The organism is Blastococcus sp. PRF04-17 (genome assembly GCF_023016265.1).
In the GTDB taxonomy this organism is placed as follows: domain Bacteria; phylum Actinomycetota; class Actinomycetes; order Mycobacteriales; family Geodermatophilaceae; genus Blastococcus_B.
The window spans coordinates 4,495,962-4,510,500 of record NZ_CP095412.1 but is presented as its reverse complement, the minus strand read 5'-3'; the positions used below and the strand labels follow the sequence as shown (position 1 = coordinate 4,510,500).

General features: G+C 75.4%; 11 protein-coding genes. 5 read left to right on the top strand and 6 right to left on the bottom strand.

Translation table 11 applies throughout. The features are described 5' to 3' along the window. Nucleotides 1-14 precede the first annotated feature (14 nt). The 3 genes from MVA48_RS22920 to MVA48_RS22910 are packed head-to-tail and all read right to left on the bottom strand — an operon-like array spanning nucleotide 15 to nucleotide 3,621. A complete protein-coding gene (locus tag MVA48_RS22920) occupies nucleotides 15-1,238 on the bottom strand; it encodes a cytochrome P450 (protein WP_246984115.1) in 1,224 nt (407 codons plus the stop codon). Nucleotides 1,239-1,278: 40 nt separating this feature from the next. After that, nucleotides 1,279-2,898, bottom strand: coding sequence for an SIR2 family NAD-dependent protein deacylase (locus MVA48_RS22915; protein WP_246984113.1), 1,620 nt, complete (start codon nucleotides 2,896-2,898; stop codon nucleotides 1,279-1,281). A 51-nt stretch (nucleotides 2,899-2,949) separates the two neighbouring features. Next, the gene (locus MVA48_RS22910) at nucleotides 2,950-3,621 is read right to left on the bottom strand and encodes a hypothetical protein (RefSeq protein ID WP_246984111.1); all 672 of its coding nucleotides are present in this window, start codon (nucleotides 3,619-3,621) and stop codon (nucleotides 2,950-2,952) included. Nucleotides 3,622-3,744: 123 nt separating this feature from the next. Between MVA48_RS22910 and MVA48_RS22905 the strand changes: the two genes are divergently transcribed. Then, nucleotides 3,745-4,596: a DUF1206 domain-containing protein gene (locus MVA48_RS22905; protein ID WP_246984109.1), complete on the top strand. Its 852-nt coding sequence runs from the start codon at nucleotides 3,745-3,747 to the stop codon at nucleotides 4,594-4,596. Here the strand turns inward: MVA48_RS22905 and fabG are convergent. Together fabG and MVA48_RS22895 are read right to left on the bottom strand one after the other, a co-directional pair. Then, complete coding sequence (gene fabG, locus MVA48_RS22900) at nucleotides 4,593-5,345, bottom strand: 3-oxoacyl-ACP reductase FabG (RefSeq protein ID WP_246984107.1); 753 nt, start codon at nucleotides 5,343-5,345, stop codon at nucleotides 4,593-4,595. The two genes, MVA48_RS22905 and fabG, sit on opposite strands and share 4 nt — an antisense overlap. Further along, nucleotides 5,342-7,048, bottom strand: a complete 1,707-nt coding sequence (locus tag MVA48_RS22895; RefSeq protein ID WP_246989354.1) for an acetyl-CoA C-acetyltransferase — start codon at nucleotides 7,046-7,048, stop codon at nucleotides 5,342-5,344. The genes fabG and MVA48_RS22895 overlap by 4 nt, the downstream gene beginning before the upstream one ends. A gap of 228 nt (nucleotides 7,049-7,276) precedes the next feature. Between MVA48_RS22895 and MVA48_RS22890 the strand changes: the two genes are divergently transcribed. After that, nucleotides 7,277-7,600, top strand: a complete 324-nt coding sequence (locus MVA48_RS22890) for a mechanosensitive ion channel family protein (protein ID WP_246984106.1) — start codon at nucleotides 7,277-7,279, stop codon at nucleotides 7,598-7,600. Between the two features lie 119 nt (nucleotides 7,601-7,719). On the opposite strand, the gene MVA48_RS22885 is transcribed toward MVA48_RS22890, so the two are convergent. Next, on the bottom strand, nucleotides 7,720-10,686 hold the full coding sequence (locus tag MVA48_RS22885; RefSeq protein ID WP_246984104.1) for a sacsin N-terminal ATP-binding-like domain-containing protein: 2,967 nt from the start codon (nucleotides 10,684-10,686) through the stop codon (nucleotides 7,720-7,722). 169 nt (nucleotides 10,687-10,855) lie between these two features. Between MVA48_RS22885 and MVA48_RS22880 the strand changes: the two genes are divergently transcribed. Genes MVA48_RS22880 through MVA48_RS22870 form a run of 3 tightly spaced genes read left to right on the top strand, consistent with a single transcriptional unit; the run spans nucleotide 10,856 to nucleotide 14,501 of the window. Then, nucleotides 10,856-11,287 carry an ATP-binding protein gene (locus MVA48_RS22880; RefSeq protein WP_246984102.1) on the top strand — a complete coding sequence of 144 codons (432 nt, stop codon included), beginning with the start codon at nucleotides 10,856-10,858 and terminating at the stop codon, nucleotides 11,285-11,287. A gap of 51 nt (nucleotides 11,288-11,338) precedes the next feature. Next, nucleotides 11,339-12,862 carry an aldehyde dehydrogenase family protein gene (locus MVA48_RS22875; protein WP_246984100.1) on the top strand — a complete coding sequence of 508 codons (1,524 nt, stop codon included), beginning with the start codon at nucleotides 11,339-11,341 and terminating at the stop codon, nucleotides 12,860-12,862. Nucleotides 12,863-12,887: 25 nt separating this feature from the next. Then, entirely contained in the window at nucleotides 12,888-14,501 is a 1,614-nt protein-coding gene (locus tag MVA48_RS22870) for a GMC family oxidoreductase (protein ID WP_246984098.1), read from the top strand. Nucleotides 14,502-14,539 lie beyond the last annotated feature (38 nt).

The following is a 14,539-nucleotide window of genomic DNA, read 5'->3' as shown; positions in this document are numbered from 1 at the left end:
TGTCGATCGCAGAATTAGCCCCGCACCCTGAGCACGACGCCGCTGGCCGGCTTCGCGGGGATCCGGCGCAGCGAGATCGACAGGTCCTGCTCGGGCACGTCGAACTCCAGCCGGGCCAGCCGGACGGCCAGCGCCGACAGCACCGCCACGGTGATCTGCTCTCCCGGGCAGCGGTGGTTGGTGCGCGGCTCGCCGGCGCCCTGCGGCACCAGCTCGAACTCCCCGATCTGTCGGCCGAGGAAGCGCTCCGGCCGGAACGCGTACGGGTCGCCCCACAGGTCGGCGTCGTGGTTCTGCCCGTACAGGTCCAGCAGCACCATCGCGTTCTCCGGGATCGGCTCGCCGTCCCACTCGAGCTGCTGTGCCGCCCGGCCGCCGATGAACGGAGCGAACGGGTAGAACCGGCGCACCTCGTGGGCGAAGGCCTCGGCGAAGGCCGGGTCGCCGTCGGCCAGCCGCTTGCGCACCTCCGGCCAGCGGATGAGGGCGTGCGCCGAGAAGGCGACGAACCAGCTGATCGCGGTCGTGGGCCGGATGATGTTGAGCAGCTCGACGGCCGCCACGCGGGAGTCCAGCTGCGCGCCATCGGCGTCCCGGTGATCGGCGACCACGGCCACCGCGGAGTCCTCAGGCACCGTCCTCGTCCCGCTCCGCACGTCGCGGACGAGCTGCGCCAGCCACGCCTCGCGACGGCCGCGAGCCCGCCGCGCGCGGAAGTGCCGGGGCCCGCCGGTGGCGAAGCCGTCGACCATCGCCTGCAGGTCGCGGGCCAGGGACGGCACCTCGTCGTCGCGCACGGGGACGCCGGTCCAGCGGGTCACCGCGCCGGCGATCACCTGCGCGGACTCGCCGAACAGCACGACGAAGGGGCGGCGGGCCCATTCGGCGGCGGCGTCGTCCCAGGCCTCGGTCACCCGCTGCACCAGCGAGGCGATGCCCTCCTCGCGCATGAGCAGCGCGACGAACATGGCCTTGCGGACCCGGTGCTCCTCGCCGTCGAGGGTGTGCACGGCGCCCTTGCCGAACAGCGTGCCCTGCACCGGCTCGGGGATGGCGTGCGACCGCAGCACGTGATCCTCGTCGTAGAGGAACCGCGCGGCGTCCGGGCCCTCGATGCCGAACGCCGGCATCCCGCCCAGCCGGGTCGGCACGGTCCGCCGGCCCAGTGCCCGGCGCTTGTCGGGCAACCAGCCGTAGCCCTTGGCGAGCAGGAGCAGGCCGTTCTCCAGTCGCACCATGAGCTGTCGGTGCCCCGGACGACCGGCGGGCAATCGCCGCTCAGCCCGGGCGCTGCTCCTGCACGCGGTCGTCGCGGTCGGCGGTCGCGCCGTCGGGCGGAGGCTCCTCGCCGCCCCCCGCCCCGCCGCGGTGACCCAGCCGCCGGAGCAGCGCACCGACCTCGGCCGCCGCGGACGAGCGGACGTCGTCCGGCAGCGTCGTCGCGACCGCCGACAGCGCGTCGGACAGCCGGCGCTCCTCGTCGTCGAGCATGCCCCGGTAGGCCGGGTCGAGCAGGTACCCGGTCGGCGGGGTGGACAGACAGCCGATCAGGTCGAGCAGCACCTCGAGCCGCCGCGCCGCCTCGGCCGGTGACGTGTCGCCGGCGCTCATCGCGATCGTCTCGACGTCCCGCTCCCACAGCCGCGCCCGCGCCGGGTCGTGGCGCAGGGCCAGCACCGTGCCGTTGCGCCGCTCGGACGGCGTCCCCTGCAGCTGGAGGGCGCTGCGGACCTGGTGGGCGATGCGGACGAGGTCGTCGTCCAGCATCGAGGTGCCGACGAAGAGCACGTGCCGGGTGAGCAGCAGCGAGTGCAGGACGCCGGCCAGCGCGGCCCGGCTGTCCCCGAACTGCAGGTACTCCTCGCGGGTCAGCACGACGCTCTCCGGATGGGCGGCGTCCCCGTGCAGCTTGAGCAGCCAGGGATGGCCCGGCGCGGCCTCCTCGAAGGGCAGCACCCGCACGTCGCGCCCGATGTCGGCGGCCGCCAGCTCGACCAGGGGGTCGTAGTTCGTGGTCACGAACTCCTGCACCGGCAGGTCGGCGATCAGTGCGTGGGCCAGCGCGTACGGGCCCGGCCCGAACCGCTCCTTGACGTAGCCCTCCAGCTGTTCGCGGCCGAGTTCCCGCGCCAGCAGTGCCGCCGCGTCCTGCGCCGGCAACCGCTCGAGACCGGCCCGCAGGTCGTCGGCCAGACCGGTCCGCTCGGCCAGCTCCCCCAGCAGCTGCTCCCACGTGGGCAGCCCGGCGGCGGCGCTCACGCCCGCGCCGATGAACACCGCGAGCTGTCCGCGCCGGGCCCGCTCCCCGAGCTGCCGGGCCACCTCCCGCAGGTGGTCGGGCAGGTCCCAGCCGCCGTCCTCGCCACGCCGCACCCGCTGGGCGGCGGCGAGATCGCTCGGGCCGCGCAGCACCAGGGCGACGTCGAAACCGTGTTCCTCCGCCGCCGCGCGCAGCACCGGGAGCAGCCGCTGCAGGAGCGCCCCGCGCTCACCGGCCGCACCGCCCCAGCCGGTGCCGAGCGCCGGGAGCCCGACCAGCCGCCTGGCCCGGCCGTGCGCCGGCACCGGCACGTCGCGCCGTGCCACGGCGGCCAGCGCCTCGCGCGCGCCGTCGATCAGCCGGTCGAGACTGCCGTCGCCCTCCCGGTCGGAGGCGTCGACCGTGTCGACCAGCCACACGCAACGGTCGCCGTCCCCCGGCACGCGCAGCACGCGCCCGTTCCCGGACCACTCGAGGTCGAGGCAGGCGCTGTCGTCGTCGTGCCCGCCGATCAGCTGCGGCGGCAGCAGCGGGCACCAGCCCGACGACACCCGCAGCGAGCGGTCGGTCGGCACCAGGACGTCGTCGCAGGACAGCCGTGTCAGGTCCGCGCCGACGACGAAGACGTGACCGCTCACGGCCCGTGCTGTACCCAGCCGGCGGCCCGGAACCGTCCGGATGCGCCCGGGTCAGGCCCCGCAGCCGCCGGCGCCGCAAGCGCAGCCGGCGCAGGCCGCCGGACGGGACGGCGGCGGTGCCGGCCGGGCCGCCACCTGACGCAGACCCAGGGCGGAGACGATGAGCGGCACCGCGAGGACGGCGAGCACCAGCGCGGTCACGACCGTGGCGGCCTCCGCGGCGCGCTCCCACCCCTGGGTGGCTCCCGCGAGGGCGAGCAGGCCGGTGACCAGGACCCCCCAGACCAGTGTGGCGACGCCGAGCACCTTGCGACCGGGGCCCCGGCGGGCCAGCAACGACGCCGCGCCGGCCAGCAGCACCACGGGTACGGCGATCACCAGCACCCCCGCCGCCGCGGCGCCCGACACGGCGGCGACCACCAGCGCGGCGGCGCCCGCGGCCACCGATGCGGCACCCAGGCCACGGGCGCGGTCGGCCACGGCGGCGCTCATGGCCCCGGACCGTGCGCCGCGCAGCAGCAGCGCGCCCCGAACCGCCAGGAAGAGCCCGACCGCACCGAGCAGCAGCCGGGCGCCCGCCGCCTGCCACACGAGCGCGGCGACGGCGACCGCGATCATCCCGCCACCCAGAGCGAGCCACTGCGGCCACGCCCGGCGGGCCACGTCCGGAGCCGCCAGGTCGGGGGTGCTGCTGGCCAGGATGCCGGTCACTGCGTTCGCCACGGCTCCAGTGTCCCTCACCCTGAGCGCGCGTCCGGCAGGCACCGCGCTGCGTCCCGTGCCACGCTGAACAGTGGTCCTCCACGGCGGAGCGATCCGCGGGGACGGTGCACGGAGGAGCGGCGGGTGGTGCGGGCAGGACGATCGACCGGTTCTCCACTGGCTGCGGCCCGGGAGGCTGCCGACAGCGATGGGCTCGAGCACCTCGCCCGGGTGGGCCTGATCGCCTACGGGCTGGTCCACGTCCTCGTCGCATGGCTGGCCCTGCAGCTGGCCTGGGGCGGCGGGGGCGAGTCGGCCGACCAGTCGGGCGCCATGGCCACCCTGGCCGAGTCCTCGTTCGGGAAGCCGCTGCTGTGGATCCTCGCCGTGGGTCTCATCGCGCTCGCCGTGTGGCAGGCCGCCGAGGTGCTCCGCTGGCGGCACGGCTGGTCGGCGTCCGGCAAGACGCGCACCACGGCGCTCCGGCGGTCCGGCAGGGCTTTGGTCAAGGCGGTCATCTACGTCGCGCTGGCCGTGCTGGCGATCCGCTACGCGACCGGCAGCGCGACCTCGAGCTCGGGCTCCCAGCAGCAGACCACCGCCGGCGTCTTCAGCTGGCCCGCCGGTCAGTGGCTGGTCGGTGCGGCCGGCCTCGTCCTGATCGGCGTGGGCGCCTGGCACGTGCGCAAGGGCTTCAACAAGCACTTCCTGAAGGAGATCGACACCACCGACTGCTCCCGGGGCGCCGTCCGTCTGGTCACCCGGCTCGGCCAGGTCGGCTTCCCCGGCAAGGGCATCGCCCTGGCCGGCGTGGGGGCGCTGCTCATCTGGGCGGCGGTCACGTTCGACCCGTCGAAGGCCCGCGGGCTGGACGGCGCGTTGCGCACGATCCTCGACCTGCCCTTCGGCCAGATCCTGCTCACCCTCGTCGCCGTGGGCATCGCCGCGTTCGGGGCGTTCTGCTTCGTGCGGGCCCGCTATCCCGAGCGCACCTAGGTCCGGGGCCCGCCGGCCACGTAGAGCACCTGACCGGAGACGAACCCGGCGCCCTCGCTGACGAGGAACGACACGGTGTGCGCGATGTCCTCCGGCTGCCCGGCCCGGGCGACCGGGATCGCGGCCGCGCGGGCGGCGACGTAGGGCTCCCACTCCTGGCCCAGGCGCTGGGCGGTGGCCCTGGTCATGTCGGTGACGACGAAGCCGGGAGCGACGGCGTTGACCGTGACGCCGAACCTGCCGAGCTCCATGGCCAGCGTCTTCGTGAACCCCTGCAGCCCCGCCTTGGCGGCGGCGTAGTTGGCCTGGCCGCGGTTGCCCAGCGCGGAGGTGCTCGACAGGTTCACGATCCGGCCCCAGCCGGCCTCGGTCATGTGCTGCTGCGCCGCGCGGGACATCAGGAACGAGCCCCGCAGGTGCACGTGCATGACCAGGTCCCAGTCGGCGTCGGTCATCTTGAACAGCAGGTTGTCGCGCGTCACGCCGGCGTTGTTCACCAGCACCACGGGCGGCCCGAGCTCGGCGGCGATCCGGTCGACGGCGAGCTGCACCTGCTCGCTGTCGCCCACGTCGGCTCCCACGGCGAGGGCCCGCCCACCGGCGGACTCGATCGCGGCCACCGTGTCGCGGACGTCGTCCTCGGTCAGGTCGAGCACCGCGACGGCGAAGCCGTCGGCCGCCAGCCGCTGGGCGGTGGCCGCGCCGATGCCGCGAGCGGCACCGGTGACGATCGCGACCCGCGACCTCACGACACGCGCTCGAACAGCGCGGCCAGCCCCTGTCCGCCGCCGATGCACATGGTCTCGAGGCCGTAGCGGACCTCGCGTCGGTCCATCTCCCGCAGCAGGGTGGCCAGGATGCGGCCCCCGGTGGCACCGACCGGGTGGCCCAGCGAGATGCCCGAGCCGTTGACGTTGGTGCGCTCGAAGTCGGCCGGCGTGAAGCCCCACTCCTGGGTCACCGCCAGCACCTGGGCGGCGAAGGCCTCGTTGAGCTCGATCAGGTCGACGTCGGCCAGCGTGATCCCGGCCAGTCCGAGGGCCTTGGCGGTGGCCGGCACCGGGCCGATGCCCATCGTCTTCGGCGGAACGCCCGCCAGCCCCCAGGACACCAGCCGGGCCAGCGGGCGCAGTCCGAGCTCGGCGGCCTTGTCCGGGTGGGTGACGATCGCGACCGCCGCGCCGTCGTTCTGACCGCTGGCGTTCCCGGCGGTGACGGTGGCCTCGGGGTCGTCCCGCCCCATGACCGGCCGTAGTCTGGCGAGGGTCTCGACGGTCGAGTCCGGGCGGATGTGCTCGTCGCGGTCGACGACCGTCTCGGCCTTCCGGCTGGTCACGGTGACCGGCACGATCTCCTCGGCGAACGTGCCCGACTCGGTCGCGGCAGCCGCGCGCTGGTGGCTGCGGACGGCGTACTCGTCCTGCTCCTCGCGGGAGATCTTGTACTCGCGGCGCAGGTTCTCCGCCGTCTCGAGCATGCCGCCGGGAACCGGGTGGAACTGCCCGCCGGCCGTGACGCGGCCCCGGGAGAGGCCGTCCTGCAGCAGGACGCCGGGGCCCGCCTTGACGCCCCAGCGCATGGCCGACGAGTAGAACGGCGCGTTGCTCATCGACTCCGCGCCACCCGCGAGGACGACGTCCATCGCGCCGGACTGCACCTGCATGGCCGCGTACAGCACGGCCTGCAGTCCGGAGCCGCAGCGCCGGTCGATCTGCAGGCCCGATGCGGTCACGGGCAGTCCGGCGTCGAGGGCGGCGACGCGGCCGAGCGCCGGGGCGTCCATCGTGGGGTAGGAGTGGCCCAGCAGGACGTCGTCCACCGATTCGGGGGAGGCCGGTCCGCTCGAGCAGCGCCCGGATGACCGTGGCGGCCAGCTCCTGGGCCGGCACGTCCCGCAGCGATCCGCCGAAACCCCCGACCGGGGTCCGCAGGGGCTCGCAGATGACCGCTTCTCGCACGTGCTCCTCCTCGAACGTCTCCGCTGGGCACCGAGTGTGCTCCTGGCCGTCACGAGACGTGCGAGGACCCTGCCGTCCCTCGGCGGGGGAGCGGGACGAGTGGCCGGGAACGGGGCGTCAGGCGGCGCCGTGCCCCGCGCCGCCGAGGACCCCTCCTCGACCTGCTCGGCCTCGAGCAGCTCCCACAGACCGGTGATCTGCAGCGGACGGATGACCGCCCGCGACGAGGCGAGGACCCGCATCCGCATGCCCTGACGGACGGCGCGGCGGTGGGTGGCGGCCAGCACGCAGAGGCCCGCCGAGTCCAGGAAGGTGACCCCGCCCAGGTCGACGGTCAGCTCGGGCAGGCCGCTCTCCAGCACGGCGTCGAGCTTCTGACGGAGCACGGGCGCGGAGGTGGAGTCGATCTCGCCGACGGCGGTGACGCACACGGCGGAATCGGACTGGGCGACGTCGATGGTGACGAGTTCGTCGACAGGTGGATCGAGCGGCATTGCGGTCACGGAGCACCTTTCAGCAGGTACCGGACCAGTGAAGACGCGGCCGAGGCGGTTCCGACAGGACGACCACTGGAGACGGCTGTCTGTTGAACCGCGCCCCTGACGGTAGGGATCACCGGCGTCATCCGCAAGGCCCCGACACCCCCGATCGTCACAGATGTCACACGATCGATCGCGGACCGGAACCGGACGGGGCCCACCGGGGAGCGGATACTGGGCGGCATGACGGACGAGCAGCAGGCCGGGCGGGACCGGCCGACGCTGCTCTGGACCGCGACGCTGGTCTGGGCGGCCGCCGGGGTCGCCGCGTTCACCTGGCTCGACTGGGTGCTGGCCTCGTTCGTCGTGATCGTGGGCACGACCGGGCTGGCGATGGCCTTCGCCGCTCGCAACTGGGACCAGCACGCGACCTACGAGGAGCGCGAGGCCGCCCGCGCGCGCCGGCGCAAGGAGAAGTGGGAACGCGGCGCCGCCGCCCGCGCCCGCGACCGCGCCCGCTGGGAGGCCCACCAGGCACGGCAGGCGCAGCGGGCCCCCGACGGGTAATTCCCTCGACAGCGCCGGCGCCCGTTCCTGCGGTCTCCCGGTCCGGCGGGCGCCCGTCCGCTCGCGGTCACGCGGCCGGAGCCGCCGCCATCCCGCGGTGGGGCCAGTGGCGCCGCGCGCTACTGCTCGACCGCGTCCTCGGCGGCCAGCCGGTCGGCGCGGTCGGGGAAGGCGAACGCCTCCGCCAGCGCCTGCCGGCGCGACCAGGCGCCGGCCCGCCACGCGAGGGCCCGGCCGAGCGCCTCCGGCGAGCCGTCGACGTGGTCGACCTCGCCGTCGCGCCACCAGGAGACCGACCGGCCACCGACGGCCAGCGCCTCGTGCACCTCGACCTCACCGCCGAGGCCGTCCCGGCCGAGACGGGCCGCGGCGAGGTCGGCCCCCGGCAGGTCGGCCCAGGGCGTGCGCCGGCCGCTCCCCGCCACGGCGGCGCGCACGACCTCACCGGCCAGCGGGCGGTCGAGCAGGTCGGCGACCGCGCCGGGAGCGCCGCCACCGGGCACCAGCGGCACGTCGACCAGCGGCTGCAACCACGGCAGGTCGAGCACCACGGCGTCCTCGGCCACCCGGTCGGGCGCGACGCGGACCCGCTCCGGCGGATCGGCGTCGACGCCTTCGAGCGCGCAGGCCAGACGGGCGTAGACCGTCCTGAGCACCTCTGGACGCACCGTGCGGGCCGGGTCACCGAGACGGTCGAGCAGGTCGAGGGCGTCGTCGACGTCGACCAGCAGGTCGTCGACCGTGCGCGGCGGAGCGAGCAGGGCGAGCACCTCCGGCGACGCGACCGCGGATTCGTACAGTCCCTGCAACTCCGCGCCGTCGGGGTGGCGGAGCCGGCCGGGCCGCTGCCCGCCGAGCACCGGCCGGGTCCGGAGCCACCAGCGCAGATAACTGGGCGCCCTGGTTCCGGCGAGAACCACGTCGTCCCGCGCCCGGGCCGGCAGCCGGGCCAGCAGCGGCAGCGCGCGCGGCCAGTCGGCCACGAGCTCGAGGTCACGCACGGCGGTGACCGCCGGCCACCGCGGTGGCGGGGCGTCGACGGGCAGCCGGTCGAGGACGGCGTCGACCCACTCCGCCGCGGCGTCGACGTCCAGGTCGTCGGGGTCCTCGGCCCGGACCAGGGGGAAGGTGTCGAGGACGCCGACGGCCCGGAGCGCGTCCGGGTCGGCGGTGGCGGCGGTCCGTTCGGCGAGCACCCCCAGTGCGCCCGGCTCCAGGACGGCGGCCAGCGGCGAATCGGGCAGCACCAGCTCGCCCGCCGGCGCCCACGCTCCGTCGTCGTCGGGCAGCGCCAGCTCGGCCAGCCACGGCAGCTCCCCGGGTTGCGGGCGGGCCGCGGCGACGAGGGCGAGCACCGCCTCGGCCAGCTCGGCCGGGTCGGGCCCCTCCCCGGTGACGTCCTCCACGGCGTCCATCGACGTCTCGACGGCGGACCGCACCGAGGGGTCGGCGAGCACCGCGGCGGCCGTGGCCGGACGCGCACCGAGCCGCTCCAGCAGCCGCCGGGCGGCCGGGAGGGCCACCGCCTCGGGCTCGGCCAGCCGGAGGCCGAGCGGCGCGAGCCGGGCGACCGGCAGTCCGTCGGCGGGCAGCAGCACCCCCGCCGGCCCGTGCGCGGTGCGCCCGTCGGCCAGCGGCACGGGCAGCGCGGCGAGCTCCTCCCGGTCGGCGCCGTCCAGGGCGGCGTACAGGCGTGCCCACCACGACGGCGGGCGGTCGATGCCCCGGACCGCCTCGACCGCCTCGGCGGTGCTCACCCGCCGGACCCCGAGGGCAGCGAGCGCCGGTGCGTCGGCGCGGCGCGACCACTCCGTGGGCAGGAGCCCGGGCAGCACGCCGGTCAGGGCAGCGATCCGCTGCTCGGTGGCCTCGTCCAGTGCGCACGCGCGGCCGGGTGCCTGCCGGCGGCGTTCCCCGGCCGCGGGCAGCCAGGCGGCGTGCCGCAGCCGGTCGAGCGATGCCGCGCAGACGGCGGCGTCGAGCGGGGCCCCGGCCAGCCCGACCCGGGGCACCAGCGCCAGCAGGGCCGGCACGGGCGGCAGCCCGCCCAGCAGGTCGGGCAGCGCCGCGGTCGCGCCGGCGACCAGCGCATCGGTCACCGGGCCGGGTAGGACGTGCCGCCGGTCGAGCGCCAGCGGGAACGGCGCGATCAGCCGCAGCGGCAGCGAGAGCGGCTCGTCGCTCGGCGTCGGCGCATGCACCACCTGCCGACCGGTCAGCGGGCACGGTCCCCCGTCCTCGTCGAGCGGTACCGCCCAGGTGACGGTCCAGGTGCGCCGCGCGCGCTCCTCCACCGGGCGGTCGGCGAGCAGTTCCTCGGCCAGCTCCCCGGATCGCTCCGCGACCCGCCAGACCGTCGTCCCCGCCCCGTCGCGGATCCGGACGCGGCCCTCGGACCGCTCGACGTCGACGGTGCGCGGTGTTCCGTCGACGACCACCTCCACCGACGCCAGCCCGGGCAGCGCGAGCAGCAGATCGCCGGACACCGCCTCCAGCGCCGCCGCGACCGCGGCCCGGGCGCCGGACCGCAGTGGCAGCACCACCTCGGTCGCGAAGCCCTCGGGTGGCGCTCCGGCCGCCGGCCAGGGCAGGCGCAGAACCGGGACGGCACCCTCCCGTCGCGCCAGCTCCGCCGCCGGCCCCGGCAGCGCGGCCACCTCCGCGCGGGTGGCGGCCGCGCTGAACCGCACGCCGCCGGTCGTCGAGAGGACGGCGGGCTCGTCGCTGACCGCCAGCACGGCCGCGAAGCCGACGCCGAACCGGCCGACGCTCGCGACGTCGTCGCGCTTCGCCGACGCGCGCAGGGTCGCCAGTCCCCGTACCCCGTCGGCGTCGAGCGGGGTGCCGGTGTTGGCCGCGCGCAGCGTGTCGCCGGTCAGCTCCAGCCGGAGCCGGCCGGGCGCTCCGGCGCGGACGGCGGCATCGGCGGCGTTCTGCGCCAGCTCGACGAGCAGCCGGTCGCGGTAGCCGCCGCGGACCAGGTCCTCCTCGGCGTTGGCGTCCTCCCGGAACCGCGCCGGGGAGTCGGCCCACGCCGCGAGCACGGCACGGCGCAGGTCCGCCGTCCCGAACGTGTCGGCTGCCACGGGATGGGACCCTAGAGGCAGTGCGCGGGCGCCCTCCCCCGGTCGGGGTAACCATTCATCGTCATGGTTCGGAAGGCGTCGTCGCGGGCACCCGACGGACGGCACGGAGCGGCAGGAGCGGTTCCGGGCACGGCTCGAACCCGCGGGCCCGGCGACGAAGGCGGTGAGGGTGGCCCTCTGGCAGCCGGCTCGCCTTCCGTCCGGCTTCCGCGAGCTCTGGTGCCAGGAGCTGTACTCGCTCGCCGAGCTCGCCACGCTGCGGGCGCGACTCCGCGTCGAGCTGACGGGGAGTGCCGCGGTCGAGCACCCCCAGCGCGAGCACTGGGCCGAGCGGCTGGTGCTGATCAGCGACGAGCTCGCCTCCAACGCGCTGCGCCATGGCGGCGCGCCGGTCGCCGCGGCGCTGAGCCGGGGCGAGGACGAGTGGCTGATCTCGGTCAGCGACTCCTCCACCGAGGTGCCCCCCGCCCCGGCGGAGGGCCGGGACCCGGGCCTCGGCGGCTTCGGCCTCTACCTGGTCGCCGACCTCGCGGCGCGGCACGGCTGGTTCCGGCAGCCCGGCGCCAAGACCGTGTGGGCGGTCGTCGCCGCGCAGGACTGACCTCGGCCCGTCCCGGGCCGACCAGGTGACTCGCGGGTAACCTCCGTTCCCATGTCCTTGGCCGAGCAGATGGACACGGTGACCGACGCCTCCGCGGGCACGGTCGACCGGCACGAGACGACCGAGACCTTCGAGTCGACCAACCCGGCTTCCGGGGCCGTGGTCGGCGTCTTCCCGGTGCACGACGCGGACGCGGTGGACGAGACCGTCGAGCGTGCCCGGGCCGCCGCCGAGACGTGGGCCGCGCTCGGGTTCGACGGCCGCCGGCAGCGGCTGACCGCCTACCGCGGCTACCTCGCCCGCCGGATCAACGAGCTGGCCGACCTGGTGCACCGGGAGAACGGCAAGCCCCACGCCGACGCGATCCTCGAGATCACGCTCACCATCGACCACCTCGCGTGGGCCGCCACGCACGCCCGCAGGGTGCTCGGTCAGCGCCGGGTCCGCGCCGGGATGCTCGCGGCCAACCACGCCGCGTATCTGGAGTACCAGCCGCTGGGCGTCGTGGGCGTCATCGGCCCGTGGAACTACCCGGTCTTCACGCCGATGGGCTCGATCGCCTACGCGCTGGCCGCCGGCAACGCCGTCGTCTTCAAGCCCTCGGAGTACACGCCGGCCGTCGGCGCGTGGCTCGCAGCCGCCTGGCGGGCCGCCGTCCCGGACGTGGAGGACGCCTTCCAGGTCGTCACCGGCTTCGGCCCGACCGGCGCCGCGCTGTGCCGCGCCGGCGTCGGCAAGCTGGCCTTCACCGGCTCGGCGCCGACCGGCCGGAAGGTGATGGCCGCCTGCGCGGAGACCCTCACGCCCGTGCTGATGGAACTCGGTGGCAAGGACGCGATGATCGTCGACGACGACGCCGACGTGGTCGCCGCCGCCGACGCCGCCGTCTGGGGGGCGATGAGCAACGCCGGCCAGACCTGCATCGGCATCGAGCGCGTCTACGCCACCAGCGCCGTCTACGACCGGTTCGTCGCCGAGGTCACCGAGCAGGTTCGCCGGTTGCGCCCCGGTTCGGACGACGAGGCGACGTACGGCCCGATGACCATGGCCTCGCAGGGCGGCATCGTCCGCCGGCACATCGAGGAGGCCGAGACCGGCGGCGGCCGCGTGGTCCGCGGGGAGGCCGATCCGAGCCTGTTCCCGAACGAGAACTACCTCGTGCCCGCCGTGCTGCTCGACCTGCCCGAGGACGCCGCGGCGATCCGCGAGGAGACCTTCGGCCCGACGCTGGCGATCACGAAGGTGCGCGACGCCGAGGAGGCCCTCGAGCGGGTCAACGCCAGCTCCTACGGCCTGGCCGGTGCCGTGTTCTCCAGGTCGAAGACCAAGGCGATGGACCTCGCCCGGCGGATGCGCAGCGGCATGACGTCGGTGAACTCGGTGCTCACCTTCGCCTCCGTGCCGGCGCTGCCCTTCGGTGGCGTGGGCGAGAGCGGGTTCGGCCGGATCCACGGCGAGGACGGGCTCAAGGAGTTCACCCGCGCCAAGGCCATCACCCGCCAGCGCGTGGCGCTGCCGGTGAACCTGATGAGTTTCAGCCGACCCCCGCGGCGGCCGATGCGCTGGCCCGGGTGATGGGGATGATCCACGGGCGGCACCGGTGAGCGAGGCAGACGACTTCGACGTCGTCGTCGTCGGCGCCGGCTCCGCGGGGTGCGCGCTGGCCGGCCGGCTCTCCGAGGACCCGTCGCTGCGGGTGCTGCTGCTCGAGGCCGGCGGCTCGGACGACGTCCTCGAGGTGCACGTGCCCGCCGGCCTCTACAAGGTGTGGCGCACCCGGCTGGACTGGAACTACACGACCGAGCAGCAGCCGGCGCTCGACGGCCGGAGACTGTTCTGGCCCCGCGGCAAGCTGCTCGGCGGTTCGTCGTCGATCAACGCGATGATCTACATCCGCGGGGCGGCGGCCGACTACGACGAGTGGGCCGAGCTGACCGGCGACAAGTCGTGGTCCTACGAGCACGTGCTGCCGCTGTTCCGGCGGATGGAGGACAACATCCGCGGCGCCGACCGGTACCACGGCGTCGGCGGCCCCCTGCGCGTCGAGGACCTGCGCTCGCCGCACCCGTGGACGCGGGCGATCGTCCAGTCCGCGGTCGCGGCGGGCTATCCGCGCAACGACGACTTCAACGGCGCCGCGCAGGAGGGCGTCGGGCAGTACCAGGTGACCCAGCGGCGGGGCCGCCGCTGGTCGTCGGCCGACGCGTACCTGCACCCTGCGATGGGCCGGCCGAACCTGACCGTGCTGACCGGCGCGCTCGCCACCCGCGTGCTCGTCGAGAACGGCCGCGCCACCGGCGTGGAGTACCGCCGCGGGGGGCGGGTGCACACCGCGCACGCCGCGCGCGAGGTCGTGCTGTCCGGCGGCGCCATCAACTCCCCGCAGCTGCTGATGCTCTCGGGCATCGGCCCCGCCGACCACCTGCGCGAGGTCGGCGTCGACGTCGTCCACGACCTGTCCGGAGTCGGCGGTGGGCTGCAGGACCACCCGCTGGTCCCGATGGTGTGGAACGTGCGGTCGGGCAAGTCCCTGCGGCTGGCCGAGTCGCCGGTGAACCTGGCGAAGTGGAAGGCCGCCGGGCGCGGGCCGCTGACGTCGAACCTGGCCGAGGCCGGGTTGTTCACGAAGTCGTCCCCGGAGCAGCCCGAACCGGACCTGCAGTTCCACTTCCTGCCGGTGAAGTTCTGGAAGCAGGCGGAGATCGATCCGGACGTCGAGGCGTTCAGCACGCTCGTCGTCCTGGTGCGGGTGCACTCCCGTGGCTCGGTGCGGCTGCGGTCGGCCGACCCGACGTGGGCGCCGGCGATCGACGCCGGCTACCTCACCGACGAGCGCGACCTCGAGGCCCTGGTCACGGGCGTGGAGAAGGCGCGGGAGATCGCCTCGGTCGGGCCGATCACCTCGGTGCTCGCCGACGAGTGGTCGCCCGGGCCGTCGGTGCAGGGCCGGGACGCGCTGCGCGCCTCCGTGCGCGACACCCTCGAGTCGCTCTACCACCCGGTCTCGTCGTGCCGCATGGGCACCGACGAGCAGGCCGTCGTCGACTCCGAGCTGCGGGTGCGCGGGATCGAGGGGCTGCGGGTCGCCGACGCCTCGGTGATGCCCACGCTCGTGCGGGGCAACACGAACGCGCCGACGATCATGATCGCCGAGCGGGCCGCGGACCTGATCCTGGGTCGCACCGTCGACCCCGCCCTGGCCGCCGCCGACTGAACCCGCTTTCTGTACAGAAAGCTGCCGGTCCCACCGCA

Bases quoted from the DNA above. Each gene is read 5' to 3' on its own strand.
- MVA48_RS22890 (WP_246984106.1), top strand. From the start codon at position 7,277: ATGACGGACGAGCAGCAGGCCGGGCGGGACCGGCCGACGCTGCTCTGG.
- MVA48_RS22875 (WP_246984100.1), top strand. From the start codon at position 11,339: ATGTCCTTGGCCGAGCAGATGGACACGGTGACCGACGCCTCCGCGGGC.
- MVA48_RS22895 (WP_246989354.1), bottom strand. From the start codon at position 7,048: ATGCCGCTCGATCCACCTGTCGACGAACTCGTCACCATCGACGTCGCC.
- MVA48_RS22920 (WP_246984115.1), bottom strand. From the start codon at position 1,238: ATGGTGCGACTGGAGAACGGCCTGCTCCTGCTCGCCAAGGGCTACGGC.